At 61.4% G+C, this 22,078-nt stretch carries 24 protein-coding genes and 3 pseudogenes; 15 read left to right on the top strand and 12 right to left on the bottom strand.

The window, feature by feature from the left end:
- The first annotated feature begins 150 nt into the window (after positions 1–150).
- Both NJT13_RS07690 and NJT13_RS07685 read left to right on the top strand, forming a co-directional pair.
- Positions 151–1,440 carry an MFS transporter gene (locus tag NJT13_RS07690; protein ID WP_254524973.1) on the top strand — a complete coding sequence of 430 codons (1,290 nt, stop codon included), beginning with the start codon at positions 151–153 and terminating at the stop codon, positions 1,438–1,440.
- 101 nt (positions 1,441–1,541) lie between these two features.
- Positions 1,542–2,375 carry a lipoate--protein ligase family protein gene (locus NJT13_RS07685; RefSeq protein WP_254524972.1) on the top strand — a complete coding sequence of 278 codons (834 nt, stop codon included), beginning with the start codon at positions 1,542–1,544 and terminating at the stop codon, positions 2,373–2,375.
- Positions 2,376–2,407: 32 nt separating this feature from the next.
- On the opposite strand, the gene NJT13_RS07680 is transcribed toward NJT13_RS07685, so the two are convergent.
- On the bottom strand, positions 2,408–3,124 hold the full coding sequence (locus tag NJT13_RS07680) for an HAD family hydrolase (protein WP_254524971.1): 717 nt from the start codon (positions 3,122–3,124) through the stop codon (positions 2,408–2,410).
- A 127-nt stretch (positions 3,125–3,251) separates the two neighbouring features.
- Here NJT13_RS07680 and NJT13_RS07675 point away from each other — a divergent pair, with 127 nt between their 5' ends.
- Both NJT13_RS07675 and NJT13_RS07670 read left to right on the top strand, forming a co-directional pair.
- Positions 3,252–4,124 carry a deoxyribonuclease IV gene (locus NJT13_RS07675; RefSeq protein ID WP_254525421.1) on the top strand — a complete coding sequence of 291 codons (873 nt, stop codon included), beginning with the start codon at positions 3,252–3,254 and terminating at the stop codon, positions 4,122–4,124.
- A 96-nt stretch (positions 4,125–4,220) separates the two neighbouring features.
- A complete protein-coding gene (locus tag NJT13_RS07670) occupies positions 4,221–5,030 on the top strand; it encodes a class I SAM-dependent methyltransferase (protein WP_254524970.1) in 810 nt (269 codons plus the stop codon).
- A 116-nt stretch (positions 5,031–5,146) separates the two neighbouring features.
- Here the strand turns inward: NJT13_RS07670 and NJT13_RS07665 are convergent, their stop codons facing one another.
- From NJT13_RS07665 to NJT13_RS07650, 4 genes are read right to left on the bottom strand one after another with little or no spacing between them, the layout of a single operon-like run.
- A complete protein-coding gene (locus NJT13_RS07665; protein WP_254524969.1) occupies positions 5,147–5,608 on the bottom strand; it encodes a hypothetical protein in 462 nt (153 codons plus the stop codon).
- Between the two features lie 54 nt (positions 5,609–5,662).
- The gene (locus NJT13_RS07660; protein ID WP_254524968.1) at positions 5,663–6,598 is read right to left on the bottom strand and encodes a hypothetical protein; all 936 of its coding nucleotides are present in this window, start codon (positions 6,596–6,598) and stop codon (positions 5,663–5,665) included.
- A 35-nt stretch (positions 6,599–6,633) separates the two neighbouring features.
- Positions 6,634–7,185 (bottom strand): DUF6114 domain-containing protein, encoded by a 552-nt coding sequence (locus NJT13_RS07655; RefSeq protein WP_254524967.1) that lies wholly within the window; start codon positions 7,183–7,185, stop codon positions 6,634–6,636.
- A 6-nt stretch (positions 7,186–7,191) separates the two neighbouring features.
- Positions 7,192–7,851: a DUF6230 family protein gene (locus tag NJT13_RS07650; RefSeq protein WP_254524966.1), complete on the bottom strand. Its 660-nt coding sequence runs from the start codon at positions 7,849–7,851 to the stop codon at positions 7,192–7,194.
- A gap of 337 nt (positions 7,852–8,188) precedes the next feature.
- Here NJT13_RS07650 and NJT13_RS07645 point away from each other — a divergent pair, with 337 nt between their 5' ends.
- The 3 genes from NJT13_RS07645 (at position 8,189) to NJT13_RS07635 (ending at position 10,730) form a co-directional block, all read left to right on the top strand.
- A complete protein-coding gene (locus NJT13_RS07645) occupies positions 8,189–9,040 on the top strand; it encodes an SAM-dependent methyltransferase (protein ID WP_254524965.1) in 852 nt (283 codons plus the stop codon).
- A 170-nt stretch (positions 9,041–9,210) separates the two neighbouring features.
- Positions 9,211–9,861: a helix-turn-helix domain-containing protein gene (locus NJT13_RS07640; protein ID WP_254524964.1), complete on the top strand. Its 651-nt coding sequence runs from the start codon at positions 9,211–9,213 to the stop codon at positions 9,859–9,861.
- A 281-nt stretch (positions 9,862–10,142) separates the two neighbouring features.
- Complete coding sequence (locus tag NJT13_RS07635; RefSeq protein ID WP_254524963.1) at positions 10,143–10,730, top strand: hypothetical protein; 588 nt, start codon at positions 10,143–10,145, stop codon at positions 10,728–10,730.
- Between the two features lie 10 nt (positions 10,731–10,740).
- Here NJT13_RS07635 and NJT13_RS07630 read toward each other — a convergent pair whose 3' ends face one another.
- Positions 10,741–10,983 (bottom strand): PRC-barrel domain-containing protein, encoded by a 243-nt coding sequence (locus tag NJT13_RS07630; RefSeq protein WP_254524962.1) that lies wholly within the window; start codon positions 10,981–10,983, stop codon positions 10,741–10,743.
- Positions 10,984–11,269: 286 nt separating this feature from the next.
- Here NJT13_RS07630 and NJT13_RS07625 point away from each other — a divergent pair, with 286 nt between their 5' ends.
- Positions 11,270–11,923, top strand: a complete 654-nt coding sequence (locus NJT13_RS07625; RefSeq protein ID WP_254524961.1) for a hypothetical protein — start codon at positions 11,270–11,272, stop codon at positions 11,921–11,923.
- 229 nt (positions 11,924–12,152) lie between these two features.
- Here NJT13_RS07625 and NJT13_RS07620 read toward each other — a convergent pair whose 3' ends face one another.
- Complete coding sequence (locus NJT13_RS07620) at positions 12,153–12,878, bottom strand: sterol carrier protein (protein WP_254524960.1); 726 nt, start codon at positions 12,876–12,878, stop codon at positions 12,153–12,155.
- Between the two features lie 213 nt (positions 12,879–13,091).
- On the opposite strand from NJT13_RS07620, the gene NJT13_RS23660 reads away from it, so the two are divergent.
- The 6 genes and pseudogenes from NJT13_RS23660 to NJT13_RS07595 all read left to right on the top strand — a co-directional run bounded on the left by NJT13_RS23660 (position 13,092) and on the right by NJT13_RS07595 (position 17,845).
- Positions 13,092–13,286 carry a DUF8045 domain-containing protein gene (locus NJT13_RS23660; RefSeq protein WP_484549615.1) on the top strand — a complete coding sequence of 65 codons (195 nt, stop codon included), beginning with the start codon at positions 13,092–13,094 and terminating at the stop codon, positions 13,284–13,286.
- A 10-nt stretch (positions 13,287–13,296) separates the two neighbouring features.
- Positions 13,297–13,461, top strand: a pseudogene (locus NJT13_RS23655) (DUF8045 domain-containing protein); the annotation flags it as partial.
- 72 nt (positions 13,462–13,533) lie between these two features.
- Positions 13,534–14,169, top strand: a complete 636-nt coding sequence (locus NJT13_RS07610; RefSeq protein WP_254524958.1) for an SWIM zinc finger family protein — start codon at positions 13,534–13,536, stop codon at positions 14,167–14,169.
- 309 nt (positions 14,170–14,478) lie between these two features.
- On the top strand, positions 14,479–15,816 hold the full coding sequence (locus NJT13_RS07605; protein WP_254524957.1) for an RNA-guided endonuclease InsQ/TnpB family protein: 1,338 nt from the start codon (positions 14,479–14,481) through the stop codon (positions 15,814–15,816).
- Positions 15,817–16,241: 425 nt separating this feature from the next.
- Positions 16,242–17,363 carry a hypothetical protein gene (locus NJT13_RS07600; RefSeq protein ID WP_254524956.1) on the top strand — a complete coding sequence of 374 codons (1,122 nt, stop codon included), beginning with the start codon at positions 16,242–16,244 and terminating at the stop codon, positions 17,361–17,363.
- A gap of 281 nt (positions 17,364–17,644) precedes the next feature.
- On the top strand, positions 17,645–17,845 hold the full coding sequence (locus NJT13_RS07595) for a hypothetical protein (RefSeq protein ID WP_254524955.1): 201 nt from the start codon (positions 17,645–17,647) through the stop codon (positions 17,843–17,845).
- A 293-nt stretch (positions 17,846–18,138) separates the two neighbouring features.
- Here NJT13_RS07595 and NJT13_RS07590 read toward each other — a convergent pair whose 3' ends face one another.
- Positions 18,139–18,429 carry a hypothetical protein gene (locus NJT13_RS07590; RefSeq protein ID WP_254524954.1) on the bottom strand — a complete coding sequence of 97 codons (291 nt, stop codon included), beginning with the start codon at positions 18,427–18,429 and terminating at the stop codon, positions 18,139–18,141.
- Positions 18,333–18,710 (bottom strand): metal-dependent hydrolase, encoded by a 378-nt coding sequence (locus tag NJT13_RS23285; RefSeq protein WP_340681189.1) that lies wholly within the window; start codon positions 18,708–18,710, stop codon positions 18,333–18,335. The genes NJT13_RS07590 and NJT13_RS23285 overlap by 97 nt, the downstream gene beginning before the upstream one ends.
- A 458-nt stretch (positions 18,711–19,168) precedes the next feature.
- Here NJT13_RS23285 and NJT13_RS07580 point away from each other — a divergent pair, with 458 nt between their 5' ends.
- Positions 19,169–20,539: a right-handed parallel beta-helix repeat-containing protein gene (locus NJT13_RS07580; protein ID WP_254524952.1), complete on the top strand. Its 1,371-nt coding sequence runs from the start codon at positions 19,169–19,171 to the stop codon at positions 20,537–20,539.
- A gap of 163 nt (positions 20,540–20,702) precedes the next feature.
- On the opposite strand, the pseudogene NJT13_RS23450 reads toward NJT13_RS07580, so the two are convergent.
- From NJT13_RS23450 to NJT13_RS23445, 3 genes and pseudogenes are all read right to left on the bottom strand, one after another.
- Positions 20,703–21,034 (bottom strand): annotated as a pseudogene (locus NJT13_RS23450) (hypothetical protein); the annotation flags it as partial.
- Positions 20,920–21,174, bottom strand: a pseudogene (locus NJT13_RS07570) (DUF955 domain-containing protein); the annotation flags it as partial. The pseudogenes NJT13_RS23450 and NJT13_RS07570, both read right to left, overlap by 115 nt.
- A gap of 48 nt (positions 21,175–21,222) precedes the next feature.
- Positions 21,223–21,921, bottom strand: coding sequence for a DUF7546 family protein (locus tag NJT13_RS23445; RefSeq protein WP_425499807.1), 699 nt, complete (start codon positions 21,919–21,921; stop codon positions 21,223–21,225).
- Between the last annotated feature and the right edge of the window lie 157 nt (positions 21,922–22,078).

The raw sequence follows: 22,078 nt of genomic DNA, 5'->3' as shown, positions 1-22,078 counted from the left end.
AAACGCCGCCACGTTCGCCGGACGTCTCGAGTGCCAGAGACCGGCCGGGAGACGCCGTCGACCTGACGGCACGAAACCTCGGCCGCGAGCGATCCGTCGAGTACGTCCCGGCCGCGAGACGCGCGCCGAGCGCACGCCGCAGGGTGGGACATGAGTGAGACGGAACCCATCACGCAGGGGATCCGCGAGCACCTCGGTCAGTTCTCGTTGCACGTCTTACTGGTGTTCGCGACCGGACTGACGATCGGCTCCGAACGGGCCGTGGTCCCCGTGCTGGGACGCGACGTGCTCGGCGTCGAATCGTTCCTCGTCATCGGATCGTTCGTCGTCTCCTTTGGTTTCGTCAAGGCGCTGCTCAACCTCTATGCCGGAAAGTGGGGCGAGGAGTACGGCCGGAAGCCGGTGCTCGTTCTCGGGTGGGCGACCGCGCTGCCACTGCCGGTTATTCTCGTCTTCGCGCCCAGTTGGGGCTGGATCACCGTCGGTAACGTGCTGCTTGGCATCAATCAGGCGCTGACCTGGAGCATGGCGATCAACGCGAAAATCGATCTCGCGGGCCCGGACCAGCGCGGGCTAGCCGTCGGCATCGACGAGGCGTTCGGCTACACCGGTGTCGCCGTCGGCGCGTGGATTACCGGCGTCATCGCCGGCCGGTCGGGCCTTCGCCCGGAGCCGTTTTACTTCCTCGCCGTGGTCGTCGTGCTCGCGTTCCTCATCTCCATCTTCTTGATCACGGAGACCGTTCAGTACGCCCAGGCCGAGGGTGACGAGGACCACCACGACGCCGACTTGCCGTTCGACGAGGTCCTGAAGCGGGCGACGTACGGCGACAGGACGCTGTTCGCGGCGGCCCAGGCCGGTCACGTCGAGAACTTCGTGGACACGTTGTTCTGGATCGCGGTTCCGCTCTACCTCACGAGCCAGGGGGTCGGAATCGCGACCGTCGGGGTCGTCGTCGGCGTCCACAGCGCGATGTACTTCCTCCAGATCGCGACCGGCGGACTCGCCGATCGGATCGGCCGGCGCCCACCCGTCATCTGGGGCATGTTCCTCGCCGGTGCCGGCGTCCTCGGAATGGTCCTCGTCGACGGGTACCGTCCGTGGGTCGTCCTCGCCGGCGCATCCGGGCTCGGAATGGCGTTGCTCTATCCGAACCTGATGACGGTCCCCAGTGACGCGGCGCATCCGTCGTGGCGCGCGTCGGGGATGGGCGTCTATCGCATGTGGCGCGACGCCGGTTACGGCGTCGGAGCGATTCTGATCGGACTCTCGATGGAGTTCGTGTCCCTCGAAGCTGCGTTCTACGCGACGGCGTTCCTGATGTTTCTCTCGGGCGGAGTCGTCTACGTCTGGATGGAGGAGACGCATCCCGACTTCGGTACGCACGAACCGCCAGCGCCGGCACGAACCGCTCCCGAACGATCGGTACCCGATTCGTAAGACCGCCGGTCTCTCGGCCGACCACTTGCTTCGACGAATCGGGTCGGAATCCCGGTACTCCAGTCGGAATCCCTATCCATCTCCTGGGCGTTCACTCGCGTATGACGGCACTGGCCGACCGGGACTGGCGGCTGATCCGAGACGCCCCTCGAGACGGTGCGACTCAGATGGCGATCGAGGAAATCGCCGCGAAAACGGCGCTCGAAGACGACCTGCGAACGGTCCGGGTCTACTCGTGGGAGCCGAGTACGCTCTCGCTCGGGTACCGCCAGGACTCGGCGACGGTCGACTGGGATTTCTGCGAGCGCGAGGGTATCGACGTAACGCGCCGACAGACCGGCGGCGGCGGGATCTATCACGACCGCGATGCGGACCTCTCCTACACCATCGTCGCACCCGCCGACGAAGTCCCCGGGAACCTAATGGACTGTTACGAACTGTTCTGCGACCCGATCCTCGAGGCGCTCGATCGAATGGGCGTCGACGCCGCCTTCGCCTCGACCGAGCAGGACGCGATCTATCACCCCTCGTGTTACCTGCGGGATATCAACCCGGCCCACGACATCGTCGCGGCGGGGACGGACGACCGGGCGAAGAAGATCAGCGGCAACGCGCAGTACCGCCAGCGCGACGTCGTCATCCAGCACGGCTCGATCAGCTACGACACGGCGCCCCGAGCCCACGTCGGCGTCTTCGATGCCGACGTCGACGAGTCGACGTTCACCGATCGGGTGACGAGCATACGCGACGAGGCGGGGATCGACCGCGACGAGGCCGTCGACTCGGTCGCGAGCGCGCTGCAGGACTGGTGCGACGCCGACGAGTCGACCTGGCGGGACGGCGAACTCGAGGCGGCCCGGCGACTCGCCGATCGAAAGTTCGGCACCGACGCGTGGGTCCGCGACCGGGAGGTACTCGAGGCGGGCGATAACTGATGGGTGACGGCCGTACCCGGCTGCACCCGCGGTTAGCCGCTCGGAGCGTCGCCGCTCGGCTGCCCGTTCGCGATCCGCACGACGTCGCGTAGCGTCGTCACGTCGTAGGTCGGCGTCACGTCGAGATCCGCGTCACGACAGTGCGACCGACGGACGAACACCGAATCGATATCGGCCCGCTCGGCGGCGAGTACGTCGGATTCGCTGTCGCCGACGTAGAGCGCCGACTCGGCCTCGAGGTCGGCGAACGCCCGCTCGAGATAGTGTGGATTCGGCTTCTTCAGCCGGAGGCTCTCGATCGTTTTCTCGCGACCGTAGTAGGTACCGAACAGCGGCCTCAGTTCGAACCGGTCGAGAACGAACTCGAGCGTACTGTGGTGGTTGTTGCTCACCACCCCGCAGTTCTGAGAGAGGTCGGTGAGACAGCCGACGTCGTCGTAGCAATCTCGAGCACCGGCTTCGAATTTGTCGATCTGGGACCGTTCGTCGTGGCGCTCGCGCGCCTCCCAGAACGTTTCGGCATCGAGGTCGTAGGTCGCACAGATGTCCCGAAGACCGTCGATAGTCACCCCGGTCACGATCGCATCGAGATGGTGTCGGGCGACATCGGCGGCTCCCACCTCCCGAAACGCGTCCCGCGTCGCCTCTGCCTGCGTTTCGTAGGCGGGTGGGGTGACGAGGACCCCATCGTTGTCGAAGACGACCGTATCGTACGCTGTCACTTGGTCGATGTATTCCGTCCTCGTCATTGGCAGTTTCGATTCGAGGGCCGCCGGAATCTGTGCCGAACGACCGCCGCCCGATCGGGGCCGCAATCACGGGCCGTTCGGGTCCGACATACCTATCACGAACCGGTACTGACGGAAATCCATGACGATGAAGGTCGGCGCACACGTTTCGATCTCCGGTTCGCGCGTTTCCTCCGACGAGGCAACGCCGCCGTACGACGACGTTCGCAACGCGATCCCCCGCCAGCTCGCGTTCGGGGGCAACTGCGGGCAGATCTTCACGACCTCGCCGCAGGTCTGGGCCCAGCCCGAAATCAGCGACGAGGCCGCCGAGGGCTTTCGGAAGGAGACCGAGGAGGCCCTCGAGGGACCGTGGGTGATCCACTCGTCGTACCTCGTGAATCTCTGTACGCCCAAAGCGGATCTCCGCCGGAAATCGAAAGAGAGCATGCAGGCGGAACTCGACGCCGCCGAAACGCTCAGAATTCCGTACGTCAACGTCCACCTCGGCGCACATACCGGTGCCGGCGTCGAGGGCGGTCTCAAGAACGCCGCGAGCGTCATCGACGACCTCGACGTTCCCGACGACGTCGCGATTCTCATCGAATCCGACGCGGGCAGCGGGACGAAACTGGGCGGCGAGTTCGAACACCTCGCGGGGATCATCGATCGCACCGAGACCGACATCGGCGTGTGCATCGATACCGCCCACACCCTCGTCGCGGGGAACGATCTCACGACGCCCGACGCGGTCGACGAGACCGTCGGCCGCTTCGACGACGTCGTCGGCCTCGAGCACCTCGAGTACATCCACCTCAACGACTCGAAACACGACGTTGGTACCCACAAGGACGAACACGCGCACATCGGCGAGGGCTACATCGGTGAGGACGGCATGCGCGCGATCGTAAACCACCCCAACCTGCGGGACCTGCCGTTCGCGCTCGAGACCCCGACAGAGGACGGCCGGGGATTCGCGTGGAACATCCAGAAAGTCAAAGAACTCCGCGAGTGCCCCTAGGGGCGCGGTTTCCGGCCACCGAGCGGGTCCGGTTCCGGTCCGCCCAGGGAGCCGAAGATCGACCCCCTTATACTCGCCACGTTCGTACCGATCCCCGTGCGAGAGTTTTCCGAATCGTACCTCAGCCGGACGCGCGACGGGATGTGGGACGACTCCCGGACTGCCCTCGAGCCGCTGGCCCTCGATTCGCGCGCGCGAATTTTGGACGTGGGCTGTGGGACCGGCGAGTTGAGCCGCGTCCTCGCGGCCGAATCCGCGGGCGACGTGATCGGATGCGACGTCGATATCGACCTGCTCGCGACCGCCGGTGAGCACGTCCCTGTCGTAGCCGGCGACGCCCTGACGTTGCCGTTTCCCGACGACGCGTTCGATCTGGTCGTCTGTCAGGCGCTGTTGATCAACTTGCCCGACCCAGCGACTGCGCTGGCCGAGTTCGCCCGCGTCTCGAGTGATCTCGTCGCGGCCGTCGAACCGAACAACGCCGCGGTCGCGATCGACTCGAGCGTCGACGCGGAAGACAGACTCGAGCGCCGAGCGAGGCAGGCCTACCTCGACGGCGTCGACACGGACGTCACGCTCGGCGCCGACGCCTGCAGTGCCTTCGAGGCGGTGGGCCTCGAAGCGCTCGAGACTCGTCGGTACGATCACGTCCGAACGATCGAACCACCCTACAGTGAGTCGGCGCTGGTTGCAGCCCGGCGGAAAGCGACCGGGGCGGGACTTTCCGACGACCGTCGGACGATGCTGTCGGGGACGCTAACCGAGGCCGAGTACGATGACCTCCGGGGTTCGTGGCGGGAGATGGGACGCGCCGTCGTCGAGCAGATGGAAGCGCGGCAGTATCATCGCGAGGAGGCGATTCCCTTCTTCGTCACCGTCGGCCGGGTCGACTCCCGTCGCGAATGAACGTCGGTGTACTTCCGATTGCACGACAGCTGTTCGGTGTGTAAACCGTTTCAGTGGCAGCTCCAGTCCAGTTTCGTCCGGACGAGAGGTGCGAGTATCCGCGTCGGTCACGTCCGTCACCAGGGAACGAGCGCTCGCAGTCCGCCGCCTAGCAGTCCGCCGACGACGCCGTCGACGGCGGTCAGCAGCGAGAAGGCGAGAACGATCAGGACGAAGCTCGGCAGTCCGAGCCCCGACAGCATCGGGCTGATCGGGCCGATGGAGGACAGTACCAGCAGCGGCGGTTCGTTGTACAGCCCGAGAAGGGTTCCCAGAGTCGCCGTCACCGTTCCCGCGAACCCGCCGACGAGCGCACTCGCGAGTATCGCATGCACGATTCCGGGTACGATCCGTCTGACGGCGTACGAGGCGACGAAGCCGGCGACGACGCCGCCGCCGAGACGGGTGAGCAGCGGCACCATCAACGCGTTGAGATTGACGAGCACGCCGGCGGTAGTCGCGCCGGCGATAATCCACGTGTCGACCGCCTCGAGCGTGAGGTCGCTCGCTTCGAACCCGACCGTCTTGTATTCACTCATGGCTATCTCCGTCGGCTACCGGAACGCTCGTGTCGATCGCGTTTTGCTGCATCACTAGATCACCGATCCCGTCGTCCCCGCGGTCGTTTCTCGAAGGAAGTCGCTGGTATTGTCGACCTGTTCGCCGGCGTACTCGCCGGTTTCTTCGGTCGTTTCAGCGAGTTGTTCGTCGGTCTCGTTCGGATCGTTGGTGACCGTCTCCGTCACGTCTCCGGTGGTGTTTTCGACGTGGTCGGCGGTGTCGTTGACCGTCTCTTCGGTGTGATTGACGGTATCGCTGACCGTTTCCTCGGTCTGATCGACGGTATCGCTGACTGTTTCCTCGGTCTGATCGACGGTATCGCTAACCGTTCCTTCGGTCTGATTAGTGGTGTTTTCGACCGCCTCCATCGGAGGATCGGGGGTCTCCTCGGTGTCGTTGATCGGGTCGGTCAACCCGTTTTCGGTACCGTTCCCCATTCCGTCAGATTCGTCGTTCCCGTCTATCAAGTCGCCGATGCCGTCCGGATCGTCGTCGCTCTCGTTAGGCGCGTCGAAGACGGTGGACTCGGGAATCTCGCTGTCCGGGCCCACTTCGATCGCGTATTCGGTTGCCGAGAGCCCTCGCATCGAGATCGAGCTGGCGTCGACGACGATGTCGGTTTGGTTGGTAGCGAGACACTTGCCGGCCTCGGCGAGCTTGTTCAGGGCCTCGTTCTGACGGTCGGTCTCCAGGATGACCGTCGCCTCGGGCTGGGTCTGCTCGAACTCGACTCGCCTGTTTTCGTCGAGATAGAGGGTAACGTCTCCGTAGTCGTCGTTCTGGACGATCAGCTGATTGGTGTCCGACCCGACCTGCTGGACACAGACGGTCGCGCCTTCGTCCACGCCGAGTTCCACCGTGGTGGGGCGGTCGTCCTCCTGGGCGGCTGCCGGCAACGCGCTGATCCCTGCCGACATACTGCCGATGACGACCAGCACCGCGATGGCGAGTGCGCACGTTCGGTTCATGTCTCAGGTTGCTCCGTGTCGCGTTCGCGCCGGTGTCATTCGTCGCCGCTCCGTCCTTTGTCGGTTTCGACGCCCTCGCGGAAACGTGCGCTCGTTTTCTCGGCAGTACGTTCGACGCGTTCGTGAATTCGCGCGATCGCTCTGTCGACCTTGCTCGGTTCCGCCACAGCGTCGTCGACGACGTCGTCGGGTTTCCACGCGATGCAGAGATTGCCGCCGAGGATGCCGAGCAGCATCCCTATGAACAACCCCCCAAGCGATCCGAACAGCGAGAAGATCGAGAGGACCACACCGATGACGCCGATCGTGTGAGAGTGTTCTGGCTTGTACAGCGCGTACACGCCCGTCAGGAAGACGAACACGCCGAACATGGCTCCGATGGTGAGAAAGCCTGCCATCTGGCCGCCGATGAAGAAGAGGTCGGGCAGGATCTGCATCGGGACCCAGGTGATGAGCAGACCGGCCAGACAGAGCAAGACGCCGCCCAGAAACGGGCGCTGCGACCGCCATTCGTTGAACCGGTCCCATCGCCTTTTGGCCCGATCGGGAACGGCTCCGGAGTCGTTCTGGCTATCTTGGATTTCCATCGGAAATCACTTGCTGGATTCGTTGGAACTACTGGATTCGTCAGTGTTTCCGGAATCGTCAGTGCCGCCGGAGTTGTAATCCACGCTGACGTCGAGTCCGGGGAGGGTAATCTCGTTCGAGGCGAGGTACGCCATATCGATCTTGACGTCTTTCTGCACCGTTCCGGGCGCTTCGCCGCTGATGTTGGTGAGGTATCCCTGTTCAGGGTCGGCGTTCTCACCGGCTGTCTGCTGGAACTGCTGTTCCGGATTGTCGCTGGGTTGGGCGTTGATGACCTGTCCGTTGAACTCCGCGCTCTTCGCTTCCATTCCGGTGAGTTTGATGAACTGTTGGTCCGCCTTGACTGTCTCGGAGGCGGTGAACTTGATCTCCATCGTGCCGTCCATCATCGGCACTTCCTGCTCTCTCGTCAAAACCAGCCCGTCGATCTCGACGCCGCGTTGCTCGACGACGACGACCGGCGTCTGCCCAGCGTCGTTCTGTCCGGCGCCCGGGTAGAGGAGGAACTCGTCGGATCTGATTTCGTCGGCCTCGACGGTGAACCCGCTGCCGGCCGCCAGCGGCGCAGCGTAGGCCGTTCCCGACGAGAGAACGACGAGTCCGACTAACGCGACGACCAGAAACGATGCACCGGTTCCGCCCACCAATCGCTTTCTATTGTACATAGTATCCCTTATCGAGTGTTGTTTCCGTCATTTCGGTCCGATTCGCCGCATTCAAACCTGCATCGTGCTCGAGCCGCCCGAGCAGGTGTTGCATCATACATGCCACATAAACACACCCACACGATTTGCAATTATTCCACCTCTTTGTATGCGAGGCTGTTTATATGGAAGCCGATCGAAATTACTATATGGTTGATAGTGGATCCGGCCGCTATCGCCCCTGTAGGACGGAAACAATACGTCGAGACGGCCCGATCCGAGACGCCCCTCGAGCGTTATAAAGGAGCGTGGAAACGCGGGATAAGGACTATTACCGAAAGTCGCGCCCGTCAGCTTAATGGAAACGCGACAGTTCGACACCGACGAAATAGTCGATTTCTATAACGAGACCGCGTGGGAATACCGCGTCTTGTGGAGCGACGTGAATCTCCACTACGGGTTCTACGACGACGAAGCAACGACCCACCAGGACGCCATGGCGAACTCCAACAGCGTCTATGCCGACAAACTCGAGGTGGACGTGACGGATACGGTACTGGACATTGGGACGGGACGCGGCGGCTTTCCCACGCACGTCGCGGCCGAGTACGGCGCCGAGGTCCACGGCATCGATATCGATCCGCAACACGTCAGCGAAGCAGAAGAAAACGCTCGAAAGCGCGGCGTTTCTGAATCGACCGAGTTCAGCATCGGGAACTACCACGACATTCCGTACCCCGACGGGACCTTCGACGCGGTCTCCGGCATCGAGACGGTCTGTCACTCGGAGCGCAAAGAACGGGTTCTCGAGGAGGTCCGCCGCGTCCTCAAGCCTGGCGGTCGGCTCATGATCTCCGACGGCTTCGTGGGTCGGCCCGTGTTGACGGAGTCGGAAGCGGCGAAACTGCGAACCGTCCTCGACGGGTGGGCGGTTCCAGACTTCGCGCACGTCGGCGAGTTCCGGGACGCCCTCGAGGACCTCGGCTTCGCGAACGTGACGTTCGACGACCACTACGAACAGATCATCCCGTCATCACGGCGCCAGCGGTGGCTCTCGATTTTCGTTACGCCCCTGCTCATGGTCGCAGCCGCGCTCGGCATCAAGAGCGAGTCGTCGGTCGATCAGGGCGTGACGCTCTATCACCAGTACGACGTCATCGAGCGCGGAATCGCCATCCACGGCGACTTCACCGCCGACCTGTCCGCGTAGACGCCGATGCCGTCTCGTTCGATCAGCCGACGACTCTGCACCGGACGACGCGTCCGACGACGGACGGGTAAGCTGGATTCCGAAGCCGGCACCGGGCTCCGGCCTCGGTCTATACCTTCCCTGATAATCGGTAACAAGAAGTACGTTCGAAATGTGGCGACCATCGTGAAATGAGATACGCGAAATGCATCATCATTCCGGACGACGAGGGTCTCCATCCTGTCGATCAGCAGATCGCAGAACACCCCGATATCAACCGCGAACTCCTTCACAACGTCAATCTCCTCGCGGACGAAACGATCGTCACGATCTATCAATTTTCGGGCGATAGAGACGCCCTCGCGTCCATCTTGGAGGACTCTCCGATGGTGTATAAGTATCAGCTTTCGGGAGTCGACGACGTGATACACGCGTATATCCACGTCGAGTCGGACGAGAAACTCGTCGGTCTGCTGAATATGCTCAAGAAGTTCGAGTTCATCTTCGATACGCCGCTCGAGTTTACGCGCCGTGGGGGGTTGTGCGTCACGATGATCGGCGACGTAAAGAGCTTCCAGAAGGCTATTCCGGACGTTCCCGACGGGATCCGGCTCAAACTCCTCAAGACGGGGACCTACGAACCGGATACGGATCGGTTGTTCTCCCAACTTACCGATCGCCAGCAGGAGATTCTTCGGACCGCTGTCGATATGGGGTACTACGACGTGCCGCGGGCCGTTACGCACGAAGATATCGGCGACGAACTCGGGTGTACAGGGGGAACGGTCGGCGGTCACCTGCGGAAAATCGAATCGAAACTGCTCTCGCAGATCGTCCCGTGACTCGGATTCGAAACCACGGACCCGGACGGCGTGACACGTGGCGGACGGAAGCCCCCTCCAGGGGGAGGAAGTCGACGCGGCCGCGGCTGGCGAGGGGTGGGACTGCATCGAACCCGTCCGTCGGATCTGCCTCGGCCGCTCTCGCGACGAGCCCCGATTTCGGTTCCCGTTCGTCGCAAGGCCGGGTATAAATGTCCGCGTATTCCATGGAGTAGACTGTTCGCCGCTCGTCGCTTCGGTGCTACCAGCGGGACTCTCCGGCTGACCCACTACCGAAAGCCATGCCGAGTGACGATCTACTCCAGGAAATCGACGCATCGCTCGAGAAATCTGACGACGAATTCGAAGCCGACCTCCCTCGGCTGTTCGACGCAATGGACGGTAACACCGAGGCGCTCGTCCGCAATAATCCGGCGACGGTCCGTCGCGTGATCGATCGGATAGGGTCCGTGGATTTCGCGTCGGTCGTCTCGGACACTCCCGAGATCGCCCGACTGGTCCAGGAACTGATCTGGACGCGGACCGCCGTGCTCGTCGAATCGTCACCGGACGTCCGAGCAACTATCGACGACGACATTACCGCCTCCCTCGAGGCCACGGACTGCCCGATGACGGGCTATCTCGTCGTCGACGAAGCCGAGCGGACGATGTACGGCGGTCCGGGTCGACTCGACGATCCGATGCTGGAAATAACGGGACCGGCGGAGACGCTCGTCGGCCTGATCGTCGGAACCGTTCACCCGATTCGCGGCTACATACAGCAGCAGTACGATATGGACGGGCCGGTTCACAAAGGGACCCGCCTCGCACCGATCATGGACTCGCTGTCCGAACAGGTCCGACCGGAACCGGCTGAGACGCTCGAGTGACGGTCGGGGTTCAGTCGTCGGTCCGGACGACGATCTGATCGTTTACCGTCTCGACGTTGCTGACCGGAATCCGCAGTCGATTATCGCCGTCGGATCGAACGGATACGGCCGACGGCCGACCGGTTTCGACCACGAGGTCCCGGAGAGCGCCGGACTTGGGGTCCATCGTGATGGTAGCCAGGATACCGAAATCGGTCCCGTCGATTCCAACGATCGGTTTGCCGCCGAGATTTCGTGCTAGTATCTCGCGCATATGGATTCGGCCCACATCCGATAGTAAATAATTTTGGTCACGAAATCCGATCAAAGACCGCACGAGAAAACGAGGGGGTGACCCCGCATCGCTCCGACATCGCCTCTCGAGTACGCCGATTCGACAGCCCGACCTGGGTTCGATTCACCGCCGAGAGACTGTCACACTATCGTCGACAGGCCAGACGGAATCCGGTCGTGCCGGCGTAGCCACCGCGTGGTATAAACGACCGCGGATACGCGGAACAATGCTGAGGCGTGTCACCATTGAACGTATTGCTACGGGTATGTCCGATCCCGATGCTGGTAGTGGCCCCGATGCTGGCACGGGACTCGATGCCAGCACTGACTCCGACGCCGATTCGGGCGTCGATACCGACGTGACCCCGTATCGGGCCGCGTTGGCCCGGTTCCTGGGCATCGTCGAATCGCTCCGGGTCGACGGGCCCGCACTGGAAGCGGTTGTCGCTGCCGGGCTCGCCGGAGGATTTCAGGCGGCGCTGGTGGTCCAACTGTACGACACGGATGCGATCAAACGGGTCGGTGCGGTCGCCGGCGCGCCGACCCTGGACGGCGGGTGGCTCGCGATGTTCGCGCTCGGCGTGCTGTTCGCGGTGCCGTTTCACGTTTTCACCTCGGGATCGCTCGACGCGGTCGTCGCGAAGGGACTCGTGTTCACGAGGCGCTCGGACTCTTCCCGACGGATCCTCCGTCCGCTACTCGAGCGGTCCGCGCTCGCGACGACCACGTTCGGTCTCGGTACCGGATACGGGTTCGTCCTCGGTGTACTCGTTTTGCTTCCGATCTGGGTGGCGATCACCACGGGCACGTCGACGGCCACCCATACCGCGACGGTCGCCGGTGTGGTGGGCGTCGTCGCGTGGACGACCTACGGCGCCACGCTCGGCCTGGTATACGGATCGGTCCTCGAGTACCGATAGCGTCGACGACGTGCTCGCGGTCCGGTACAGTTCGTCCCGATCCCCGGCACAGCGTCGTTCGTTCCGATTCTCGGCACAGCGCAGTTCGTCCCCGGGGACGGAGACGATCGGACGCGAAAACGGGACGGTACGACGGGAGCGCATCACCGGTCGCAGACGCCCGCTGACCGGCGGCGCGACGCAGCGCTGCAGCGCAATCGGTGGCCGGCAGAACGTCTCGCGACGGAGCTTACACGATGAACCTCGAGTCGAGGTCTGCGGAAACCTCGGCGAGAGCCACCGCCGCGTCGGAATACTTCAGAATCGCCTGAATGTCGCCGTCGAGCTCGAAATCGCCGGCCATCAGCATGTCGATGACGTCGCCGTTGCCCCGAACGAGCGTTCGCCACTGCTCGTAATCGCCGACGAGGCGAAACCCGTGGCGTCGCTCCTCGAGGTCGGTTAGCGTATCGACGCCTCGACACTCGGTGTCGAAGAGATCCAGATACGCGTATATCGTGCCGTCGGCCGCGACGTTCTCCTCGAGTTGCGCGATCAGGTCGTCTATGGGGTCGGGAAGCGTCGCTCTGAGCTCCGGCCACATCCGGTCGGGGACGTCCGCGAGGGTGGTCGTCAGGACCTCCTCTGCGACCCGTTCCTCGAGCGGGCCGCTGCGGGATTCGATGCGCTCGCGGACGTCTTCAGGCGCGTCCTCCAGGATAGATTCGGTCGACCGCGCAGTCCGATTCGCGTGGTGTTCGACTGACTCGACGATTTCCGGCGGCAGATCGGCTACCGTTTTGCTCTCGAGGGGCACGTTCTCGATCTGAAAGACGAACGACCCGTCGAAATCGACGCCCCAGCCGTCGGCCCGTTCGGCGTACTCGGCGCTCGCATTGATCGCGTCTCGATACGCTTCGAGCCACGGTTCGGTCGGAAAATACTGCTCGGTCGGTCGAAGTCGTCGTGTAATCATGTGTGGCGGCCGGGCCTCGGAACCCGACGTATTGCTGCGATCATCGTGAACTCCCGTCGTGGTTTCTCCAGCCATACGCGGGCATTTATCAGACGGTATCGGAGCATACCTCGGGGCTTGATCCCGAGGCAATTCACGCCCGGTCGCCAGCGGGTACAGACAGGCGCTCGAGGGGGCGATACGAAAGCCGAGGTGGCCGACGATACGGACGGTATGCGCCCTCCGACCCGGACGACGGCCCGCCCACTCGAGACGACAATGATACTACGTTACTACGCTGAAGCAGACGTCGGGGTCGATCACCGTCGGACACTCGAGTTACTCGAGTCGATCCACGAGGAACACGCGATTCCAGTCAGTCGTCCAGGTCAAACCACAGCGAGCGCCGCCGCCGGAGTTCGTCGGTGAGGCCGAGACCCGATCGCTCGAGGATGCCTGGGACGATTTCACGTACAACCAGACACTCCAGAAAGGGCTCGGCGGTGCCCCCTCCAAGCGGTATCGCGACCAAGAGGACATCCTGGGGAACGTCGGCATCGTCGTCGACGACGAGCTCGTGTGGGCAACGGAGTTCTGGGGTACTCACCACGGCTGGGGGAACGTCGACCCAACGAAAACCGTCATCGGCTTTCTCGAGGACGTTGGGGCGAGAGGGATGCCCGCAGTAGCCGAGCGTGTGCCACTTGAGGACTGGTCGTGGTCACCTGACTCGTCTGGTTCCGGTTCAGACTCGCGTTCCGGGTCTCGAGACGGGACCAGCACCGACCTGCCCGTCGCCGAGATTTACGAACCAACCCGCGACGCGATTCGGGATATCTGTACCGCACAGTCGTTCCAGCGCGGCGTCTCCTACTTCGAAGAAGGGCGTGTGTGGGAGCTGACGGTCGAGGGATATGAGGTAACTGCAAAAGTACGAGGGAGCCGGGAATACCGGACGACGGTGGACCTCTCTGCCGAGAACTTCGACGGCTGGTGTTCCTGTCCGTACGACTACGCGGGCGACTGCAAACACATCGTTGCAGTGTTGCTGGCGGTACGAGACCGATACGACGAGGTAACTGATCAGTTTCAGGAGAATACGACTCAGGACGAACTATCGAGTACGTCGGATTCCGTGTCCCTCGAGACGTCGATACCGGGCAACGACCTCGAGTCAGCACTCGAGACCGCGGACGTCGAGACGCTTCGGGACTTTCTGCGTGCGGTCCTTGCCGACAACGAGTCTCTTCGAGAGCGGTTTCTCGCCACGGTCGGCCAGCCGATCGAAAAAAGCGTCGCCGACGACCTGTAACAGCGAGAGAGTCCCCGCCCTTCCCGTGAGGCGAGAGTGTTCCGACACGCTGCTGTCGGAACCGAGCACCGAACAGGGCGGGCGTGAATCGCGTAACCCTTGACGAGAAACCACCGTGTTACTGCTCGTTCTGGGTCTCCAACGTCTCGAGTCCGGTTTCCAGCACCTCGATATACGCCTCATCGAGCGACAGGTCGTTTGCTTCAGCGTGGTCTTTCACCCGTCCGTGGAGTCCATACGAAATATCTATTGCTGGTCGCATTGTCGCACAGGTCTTATTTGACTCGGCGACGTGAAAATAGTTGTGGCGTGAAGCGCACCAACACGTTCGCCGTGCGACCGCTCTCTGATACCGAAGAGCAACTGCTACGGGACCTGTTGGACGCTTCCGCCGCTCTCTGGAACGAAGTCAACTACCAGCGCCTCATGCGGTACATCGACGAAGACGGCTTTGAGAGCGGCGTGTGGGACGTCGATACAGGCCGACTCGAAGGCCAATACAAAGGCGTGGTCGGCGCATCCACCGCCCAACAGGTGATACGGAAGAACAGCGAAGCGTGGCGCGGATTCTTCCGGCTGAAAGAACAATACCACGACGAGTCGAACACGTCGGTTACGGACCACCCGGAACCACCGGGCTTCCGTGGGAACGAGGACGATGGACGCCGACTCAAGACCGTCATTCGAAACATGTCGTACACCGTCGAATGGGGCGACCGCTCCCGGCTTGAGATACTGGTCGGCAAAGAGTTGAAAGACCGCTACGACTACACCGGACGTCTCCGGCTTGAAATCGCTGGCGACCTGAATTGGCCCGACTACGACAGACAGGGCCGGTTAGACCTGTGGTACGATGAGACAGACAGCACCTTCCGAGCTTCGCAACCCGTGACTGTTTCTGCCGATGCACGGGACACTCCACTGGCCGACAAAACGGCCGCTCTGGATATTGGTGCCAACAATCTCGTCGCCTGTACCACAACGACCGGCGGGCAGTATCTGTACGAGGGTCGTAACCTATTCCAGCGGTTCCGTGACACGACACGAGAAATCGCCCGACTCCAGTCGAAACTCGAAGACGGTCGCTACAGTTGTGAGCGCATCCGACGCTTGTACCGCAAACAAACCCGTCGCCGGAACCACGCCCAAGATGCGTTGTGTCGTGACCTGATCGAACGACTGTACGCCGAGGGCGTAGACACGGTGTATATTGGTGGGTTGACCGACGTGCTGGAAACACACTGGGCGGTCGAAACGAATGCAAAGACCCACAACTTCTGGGCGTTCAAGCACTTCACCGACCGACTCGCGTGTACTGCCGAGGAATACGGTATTGGGGTTGAGGTTCGGTCGGAAGCGTGGACCAGCCAGGAATGCCCGCAGTGTGGGTCGACTGATCGAACAACACGGTATCAGGACACGCTCACCTGTCCGTGTGGGTTCGAGGGCCACGCCGACCTCACGGCGTCAAAGACGTTCCTAGAGCGGCAGACGAGCAACACAGTCAGGCCGATGGCACGGCCCGTGCGGTTCCAGTGGGACGACCACGACTGGTCGGAGTCATCACGCTCTCACCGTCCCAACGAACAGCGCACAGACCCGAGTACCGTCCAGCGTGACGGGAATGTTGCCTCTGGGGAGACGTAGACCGGCTGAGACTTCCACAGAGGAAACCGCGTCGTTTACGGCGCGGAGGATGTCATAAGCGTGATATTGACCGCCGGTTCGGGAACGCCACCGACCGCCGCGGGATCATTGAGTACGACACCCACCTCGAGTTTACCGAATACGACGACCTCGCAGCGACCTACCGGGAGAACGGCGAGTACGAGCGTGCCCTCGAAATCTACCGGGCTCTGGCGGAGGCGATACGCGAAAACTTGGAACGGATCGACGACAGTAGTGGCCACTACGGTCGTCAACTCGAGTCTGCTATCGATGCCGACGCCGCGTGTCTTTGCGAGGGGGGCTTCGACTCGAGACAGTGTGTGAGCACCTCGAATACCTCTACGAGCAGTACAGAACTGCCGAGTTTCGTTTCGTCCGGGACTACTACGACAGCGCTCCGTGAAGTGTGTACCACAGCTGATGATCTCGAGTACCTGCTCTCACTTGTGCAATCAGACCTTCCAGCGCTGGACGGCATCGCCAGTAACGAGACGGGAGCGGTCGTTGCAGCCGGGTCCGGATCAGAAAGCGGGACACCACAGACAGACATCGACAATGCCGTCGAGACAGATGAGAGAGTTCCAGATCCGACCCAGTGGCGACTCGAGGTCGAATTGTTCACCGGTGGCGAACTGGATGTCGAACACCTTGATGTCGGCCCGCTTGAGGTGACTGACTTCGTCGGAGAGACGCTCACGACGATCCTCGAGGAGATGGAGTCGCGACCGGACGAGAATGGGGAGACGACCGGGTCTCGAGGTGGCGATGGTCGTCCTGAGCAACAACCGAATCTCTCTGTGGACGAACAACAGCTCCTGTCGACCTATCTGTGGATCCTCTCAGAACTCGAGGAACGCGAGCAACTAGCCGCTGTTCTCGAGGACGTCTATATTGAACGGAGCGAGTTTTATCGCCAATACATCGACGTGCTACGAGCCGATGGACAGGACGAGCGAGCACATGAGGTCGTTGAGGACGGACTGGAGGAGTTTCCACACTCTGTCGACGTCCATCAGCTGGCAGCCGAGTTCTACCGTGGACGCGACGACGAGCGCTATCGAGAGATGCTCCGGACCCTGTTCGTCCGCTTCGAGGACTGGGACGCCTACGATGATCTACGATCGGCCAGTTCCGCCGAGGAGTGGGAATCGATCTCCCACGGGTTGCGAACCCAACTCGGCCGAATCGATCCCGACCGACTGATCGAGCTGTACGTCCGCGAGGACGACCTCGAGGCGGCCTTCGAGAAGGTTCTGGAGAGTGATGACCTCGAGATGCTTCGGCGGTATCGAGAGCCCGTCGCCGAGGTCGATCCAGAAGCGTACTTCGAGGCATATCGGGACCTGCCGGAACCGTCTCTGGCGGCCGATACCGGACGCGACCACTACAGGACCGTTATCGAACATTTGCGTGACATAGAGGACCTCGGATTTGACAAGGAGCTGGCACCACTCATTGAACATCTCCGTGAGAAACACTCGAACCGGCCGGCGTTTCTAGACGAACTCGAAACGGCAGGATATTGAGTCTCTCAGTGATACTATCGCTTCAATCTTGGTATCAGGTGAACTGTTCTCGGGGATGGTTAGAAGTCATCTGTCATCTCGCGTTCCTCGAGTGCGTTTGCAGTTACTGGTACCGCAGATACCTGTCGTCGATGATGATGAACTCGAGGACGTCTCACTGTGTGGACTGTCGAGGGCTGCTCGAGAAAGGCACTCCATTCAAGCCGAAACTACCTGTTAGGAGGCGATTAACCCGAGACTGGCAGCAAACAACTATGTCGTGGTAATAGTTGACATATTGCATGACCTGCGAATGGTGGCCGACCTGTGATGATGCCGCAACCTACCGGATTGACGTGATCAATACGACATCGGGCGCGGCGAGTGTGTTCTATTACTGTACTGCTCATTCGACGCTCGGACTCGAGGAGGTGGCGACGAGTGCTACCCTCGAATGTGCGGGGATCCGGTCGCTCGAGCAGTCGGCCAGCCGTGTGCAGTAGCCGGTCCATGGTGGTCGGGGATAGTGGGGCGCCGCCCAGACCAGCCGCTGGAGCTTCCACCGGTCGTCACTCGCCGACGCCAGCCGGCAGGAGTGCCGGTGGCAGGTGCGGCTTGCGAAGCAGGGCGTGCCGTCGACCGAGGGGTACCAAACGGTTGTGGAGTCGGTGGGCCCCTCCGTCGCCCAGCCCGTCGTGTGAATCCGCCCCCAGCGCCCGCCCGCGTGGCCAGCGCCGCCCACTCGAGAGTGGCGGGCTGGTCGGCGACGCGCCTCGCAGCCCGACGCCACCAGCGGTCAGGCGTCGGCGGGCCGTGGCGGGCCGACCCGGGCCCAGACGCGCAGCGAGATGAACACGAGCAGCGCCGTCACGATCAAGGGACGTTCCGGGTGGGACCCTGACTGGCGGTATAGCTCGAGGATGCGAATCCAGGGAGCGACGCTGTCGCCCGCATACCGGGGCGCGGCGAGCAGCGGCCAGCCCAGATAGGTCAGGCCGTCGTAGGCGCCCGCGCGCAGCGGCCCGAGACTATCGCCAACCAGATGCGACAGGTAGCCGATGCTGAACCCGCCGGAGTGACGACACATAGACGCCCGACCCAGCGGTGCGCAGGGCGCCGGCGGTGGAGCGCGTGGGCGCCCCAGGTGACGAGGCCGGCGATGAGTACGGTGATCAGGAGCGAATGGGCGACCGACCGGCCGCTCGCGAGGACGCCGTAATACGCCAGTGGTTTATCGATCAGGTCGGGGAATTGACTGCCGATCGCCACCGGGACTGGCGCCCAGCGAGCTGGCAACGGCCGGCGCGTGAGGGCCGCGTACGCGACGTACCAGAGATACGCGAAGGCGAGATGGCCGAGCGGAAACACACTGCAGGGTGAGTCGTGGACCCTGACAAATTCGGGCAATTTGGGGCCGCGTCCGGCTGCCGAGCGTGACAGCTGCCGGCGGACCAACTACAGCCCGCCGATATATGTCGCTCCGACGCTGCCTCACCGGTAATGTACGTCCGCCGGCGCATGCTACTCCCTAACATAGTCGCGGGCCGTACGACTGTGGCACGCTGGCAGCGATGACCAGGACGACTGAACGGACTGGGTGAACTACCCCACCCTACTCGCTCCCTTCGGTCGCTCCTTGAGGTCGGAGGCTCCACCTTGAATTAGGCTGAAGCAGCGACCGAACAGCTTCACGCTCTTATGAGTGGCGATATTCTCAATTTCGAGGCCGATGAACCAGAAGAGTTCATACCAACGCTGTCCATTCAAGGGTTGGAAAATCCGATAAGTTAGGTATCTTTATATAGACTTGAACATGTCTCACCAGCATGAGACGACGGGGGTATCTCAGTATGGGGGCTGTGGTGGCACTTGCAGGCTGTGTGGCGAGTGACGATAACGAGATGTCAAGTATTGGTGATGAGGGTGGCTTACAAGCCGAAATAATCAACGACACGACCGTCTACCTCGAGTCGCCAGTCACGCAAGCCGACATTGACGCGGCCGTCGACTATCTTACGACCGACTACGATGGTGGCGAGATCATCCTCCCCGACGGCACGTTCGCCGACGAGTGGGCGATCACCGAGAGCAACATTACGCTCCGAGGCCAGAGTAAGTCGACGACGCTCACGCTGCCCGACGGGATGGACGAGCCGTCGCAGGTGCTTACGATTACCGGCGACGATGTCGTCGTCAAGGACCTCACAATCGATGGGAATCGGGATAACCAGGACCTCTCGGTGTACAGCAAATCCGACCTTCAACACGCGGACGGGATCGGTATCTACGCGGATAACTGCACGATCCGCAACGTGGACGTCTACCGGGCACAGTCGCACTCGATCATCGTCTGGCGATGGAACAACGATCTCGGGGTTGCGAACGCCTCGCTCCCCGCCGAGGCCGGGCGCTTCGGGAACCGGATCGTCGACTGCTACGTCGAAGATAACGGCCACGCGAACAACCCACGGGCGTCACTCGACAGCGTCGAGTCCCAGCGGACGATCTTCCGCGATAACGAAATCGTCGGCGGCGAGCACACGATCGTCGGCATTACGATCCATACGGGGGACGATATTACGATCCGGGGGAACCACATCAATACGGAGCAACTCGGAATCCAGCTCCATTCGGGCGTCTACGATGCGGTCGTCGACGGGAACCAAATCTACTCCAATACCGGCGTCGGGTCGAAGGGACTGATGCTCTACAACGATACGGATAACATCAAAATTGTCAACAACACGATCGAGGGCGATGATACGGCAACCATCCTTGTCTCGTTTGAGGATATGGCAAGTAACGTCACGTTCGCTCACAACACTGTGTCGGGCGGTAACTATGGTGCCCTCCGCACGTACGACGACACACAGAACATCAAGATTCTAAACAATACATTTATTGACGGCGAGCGGGTCCGGGTTGCAGGCGGGGCGACCGACGTCCAGATCCGGGGTAACGAGTTCATCGACTATGATTTCTGGGCGATCAACACGGAGGACGCGACCGGCGTCCAGATCCAGAACAACCGGATCGAGCACTCGTCGGAGACGAGCGGACTCTCGGGGTCGATCGTCCTCGATAACGGATACGACTGCCTGGTGAGTGAGAACGTCATCGTCAACTCGCAAGGCATTTTCGAGGGGCCGAACTCGACCGGGAATACGATCCGCGACAACCACTCGTATACACGATGAAATGTAACCGCAAGATAAGCGCCCTTCTGACCGGCTGAGAATCGCTTATCGAACGCCCACGTAACAACATTACGAGAACCATCGACGAACACGCAGATGAGTTTGAGATGGAGTTTCGGGAGTAACGCCCTCCACGCTTGTTGGCGGGTCTGGCCTATTTCACACCGCTCTCGAGTGGAGTCGGTGGCGATGGCGTTTCGCAGTGTTCGACAAACTCGTTGCGTTGATTCCGTTCCTGGCCACAGTTCCGGCAGCACCAGTAGCGCGTCTTGTATTCGTAGCTGTCGGTGAGATCAATCTCGTATGGTGGCGGCCTTTGCCAGGCAGCCACTCATCGACTGCGACGAGTTCGTGCCCGTTCAGCTGGGCGACATCGCCTGTTCCTCCAGCCAGGTTCGATAGCCGGCGACTCGAGTCGCATGCGGACACTGCTTGGTGATCAGCAACGTATTTCGATGCGAACAGTCGTGAAAGCGGCTCTGGGTATCGAGCCATCGCTGGAACTCGTCGCTCGAGACTGCGTCGGTGACGTCCGCGCGGAGGTCTTCGACCCACGCTTCGATCGTGCTCTGCATCTCGTCACGCCTGGTGTCCGAATCGTTGAAGGACACCTGCTGGTAGTCGCTCGTAGCGATTGTTTTCGTTTGTGCGTGTATCAGATGCTGAATCGTCCAATTAATCCATCATCGTCGCAAATGAAGAAAAAGTTTTGAAATCCAACGTCGGTAATAGAGTATCCCTACAGTAATAATGAATAAAACGGTCGCAATCTCATACCCGTAGACTCCCAGTAGGAGAACCAGAGAGGAACCACTAGAGCCACCAAGCAGCAAAGGTGCAAATAATGGACCGACACAGGCTGGACAGGCCGCAATTCCGACGATACCGCCGATCGCCGATCGAGCGAAATCGAGCAATGCATCGTAGACGAGGTATGAGAGTGCTATGAGACCGATTGTCTGATACGGAACGAGGGTCAACGTGATCCATTCTCCAGTGTAGATGAGGACGGGACTCCACCCGAGCGATCGGCCCCAAGTCAATCCGACTCCGTGTGGTCCCGTTAATTGCGAAAGGTGCTGTACGCTGGATCCAAGGATACCCGTGAGATACAGCAATATCAGGAGATAAGCAAAAGAAATCACGGCTGCAAGGATCTGGAAGAGACGTCGGGCCTGTGCAGGTCGTGTATGCCAGATGACCCAGATAGAGACCGTGGTCCAAATGAACGGAATGAAGAAGTAAGTGAGTCGACTCCCCATGTCACCCGTCCTGTATGCGAAAGCGAGGCCGGCGAACAGTTGGATCGCGAATAGAAGATTAAACCGAGTACCTCTCGTGAGAAGACGTCTCCTGTGGTCACTGTTGGATGCGGTTTTCATCATGAGATAGGAATCTCAGATTTGAGATCTCCGGACAATCGTACTACTACCTATGAGACCGCTAGGAGAAAAGTGATTTGAATAGAGACGAGTACCTACCGATTTGAGAACTCTTTTGTCACTCTCTGATATCGTTCGGAAGATCAAATATCTACAT

This window comes from Natrinema caseinilyticum, assembly GCF_024227435.1.
Lineage (GTDB): Archaea > Halobacteriota > Halobacteria > Halobacteriales > Natrialbaceae > Natrinema > Natrinema caseinilyticum.
Note: the sequence above shows the minus strand (reverse complement) of the source record. Positions and strands in the feature narration are given on the sequence as shown.

Coding starts and splice junctions, on each gene's coding strand:
- NJT13_RS07645 (WP_254524965.1), top strand. CDS start 8,189: ATGGAAACGCGACAGTTCGACACCGACGAAATAGTCGATTTCTATAAC.
- NJT13_RS07680 (WP_254524971.1), bottom strand. CDS start 3,124: ATGACGAGGACGGAATACATCGACCAAGTGACAGCGTACGATACGGTC.
- NJT13_RS07650 (WP_254524966.1), bottom strand. CDS start 7,851: ATGTACAATAGAAAGCGATTGGTGGGCGGAACCGGTGCATCGTTTCTG.
- NJT13_RS07685 (WP_254524972.1), top strand. CDS start 1,542: ATGACGGCACTGGCCGACCGGGACTGGCGGCTGATCCGAGACGCCCCT.
- NJT13_RS07665 (WP_254524969.1), bottom strand. CDS start 5,608: ATGAGTGAATACAAGACGGTCGGGTTCGAAGCGAGCGACCTCACGCTC.
- NJT13_RS07610 (WP_254524958.1), top strand. CDS start 13,534: ATGCCCGCAGTAGCCGAGCGTGTGCCACTTGAGGACTGGTCGTGGTCA.
- NJT13_RS07620 (WP_254524960.1), bottom strand. CDS start 12,878: ATGATTACACGACGACTTCGACCGACCGAGCAGTATTTTCCGACCGAA.
- NJT13_RS07660 (WP_254524968.1), bottom strand. CDS start 6,598: ATGAACCGAACGTGCGCACTCGCCATCGCGGTGCTGGTCGTCATCGGC.
- NJT13_RS07595 (WP_254524955.1), top strand. CDS start 17,645: ATGACCTGCGAATGGTGGCCGACCTGTGATGATGCCGCAACCTACCGG.
- NJT13_RS07630 (WP_254524962.1), bottom strand. CDS start 10,983: ATGCGCGAGATACTAGCACGAAATCTCGGCGGCAAACCGATCGTTGGA.
- NJT13_RS07635 (WP_254524963.1), top strand. CDS start 10,143: ATGCCGAGTGACGATCTACTCCAGGAAATCGACGCATCGCTCGAGAAA.
- NJT13_RS07625 (WP_254524961.1), top strand. CDS start 11,270: ATGTCCGATCCCGATGCTGGTAGTGGCCCCGATGCTGGCACGGGACTC.
- NJT13_RS07580 (WP_254524952.1), top strand. CDS start 19,169: ATGAGACGACGGGGGTATCTCAGTATGGGGGCTGTGGTGGCACTTGCA.
- NJT13_RS23445 (WP_425499807.1), bottom strand. CDS start 21,921: ATGAAAACCGCATCCAACAGTGACCACAGGAGACGTCTTCTCACGAGA.
- NJT13_RS07690 (WP_254524973.1), top strand. CDS start 151: ATGAGTGAGACGGAACCCATCACGCAGGGGATCCGCGAGCACCTCGGT.
- NJT13_RS07640 (WP_254524964.1), top strand. CDS start 9,211: ATGAGATACGCGAAATGCATCATCATTCCGGACGACGAGGGTCTCCAT.
- NJT13_RS07590 (WP_254524954.1), bottom strand. CDS start 18,429: ATGTGTCGTCACTCCGGCGGGTTCAGCATCGGCTACCTGTCGCATCTG.
- NJT13_RS07655 (WP_254524967.1), bottom strand. CDS start 7,185: ATGGAAATCCAAGATAGCCAGAACGACTCCGGAGCCGTTCCCGATCGG.
- NJT13_RS07675 (WP_254525421.1), top strand. CDS start 3,252: ATGAAGGTCGGCGCACACGTTTCGATCTCCGGTTCGCGCGTTTCCTCC.
- NJT13_RS23660 (WP_484549615.1), top strand. CDS start 13,092: ATGCGCCCTCCGACCCGGACGACGGCCCGCCCACTCGAGACGACAATG.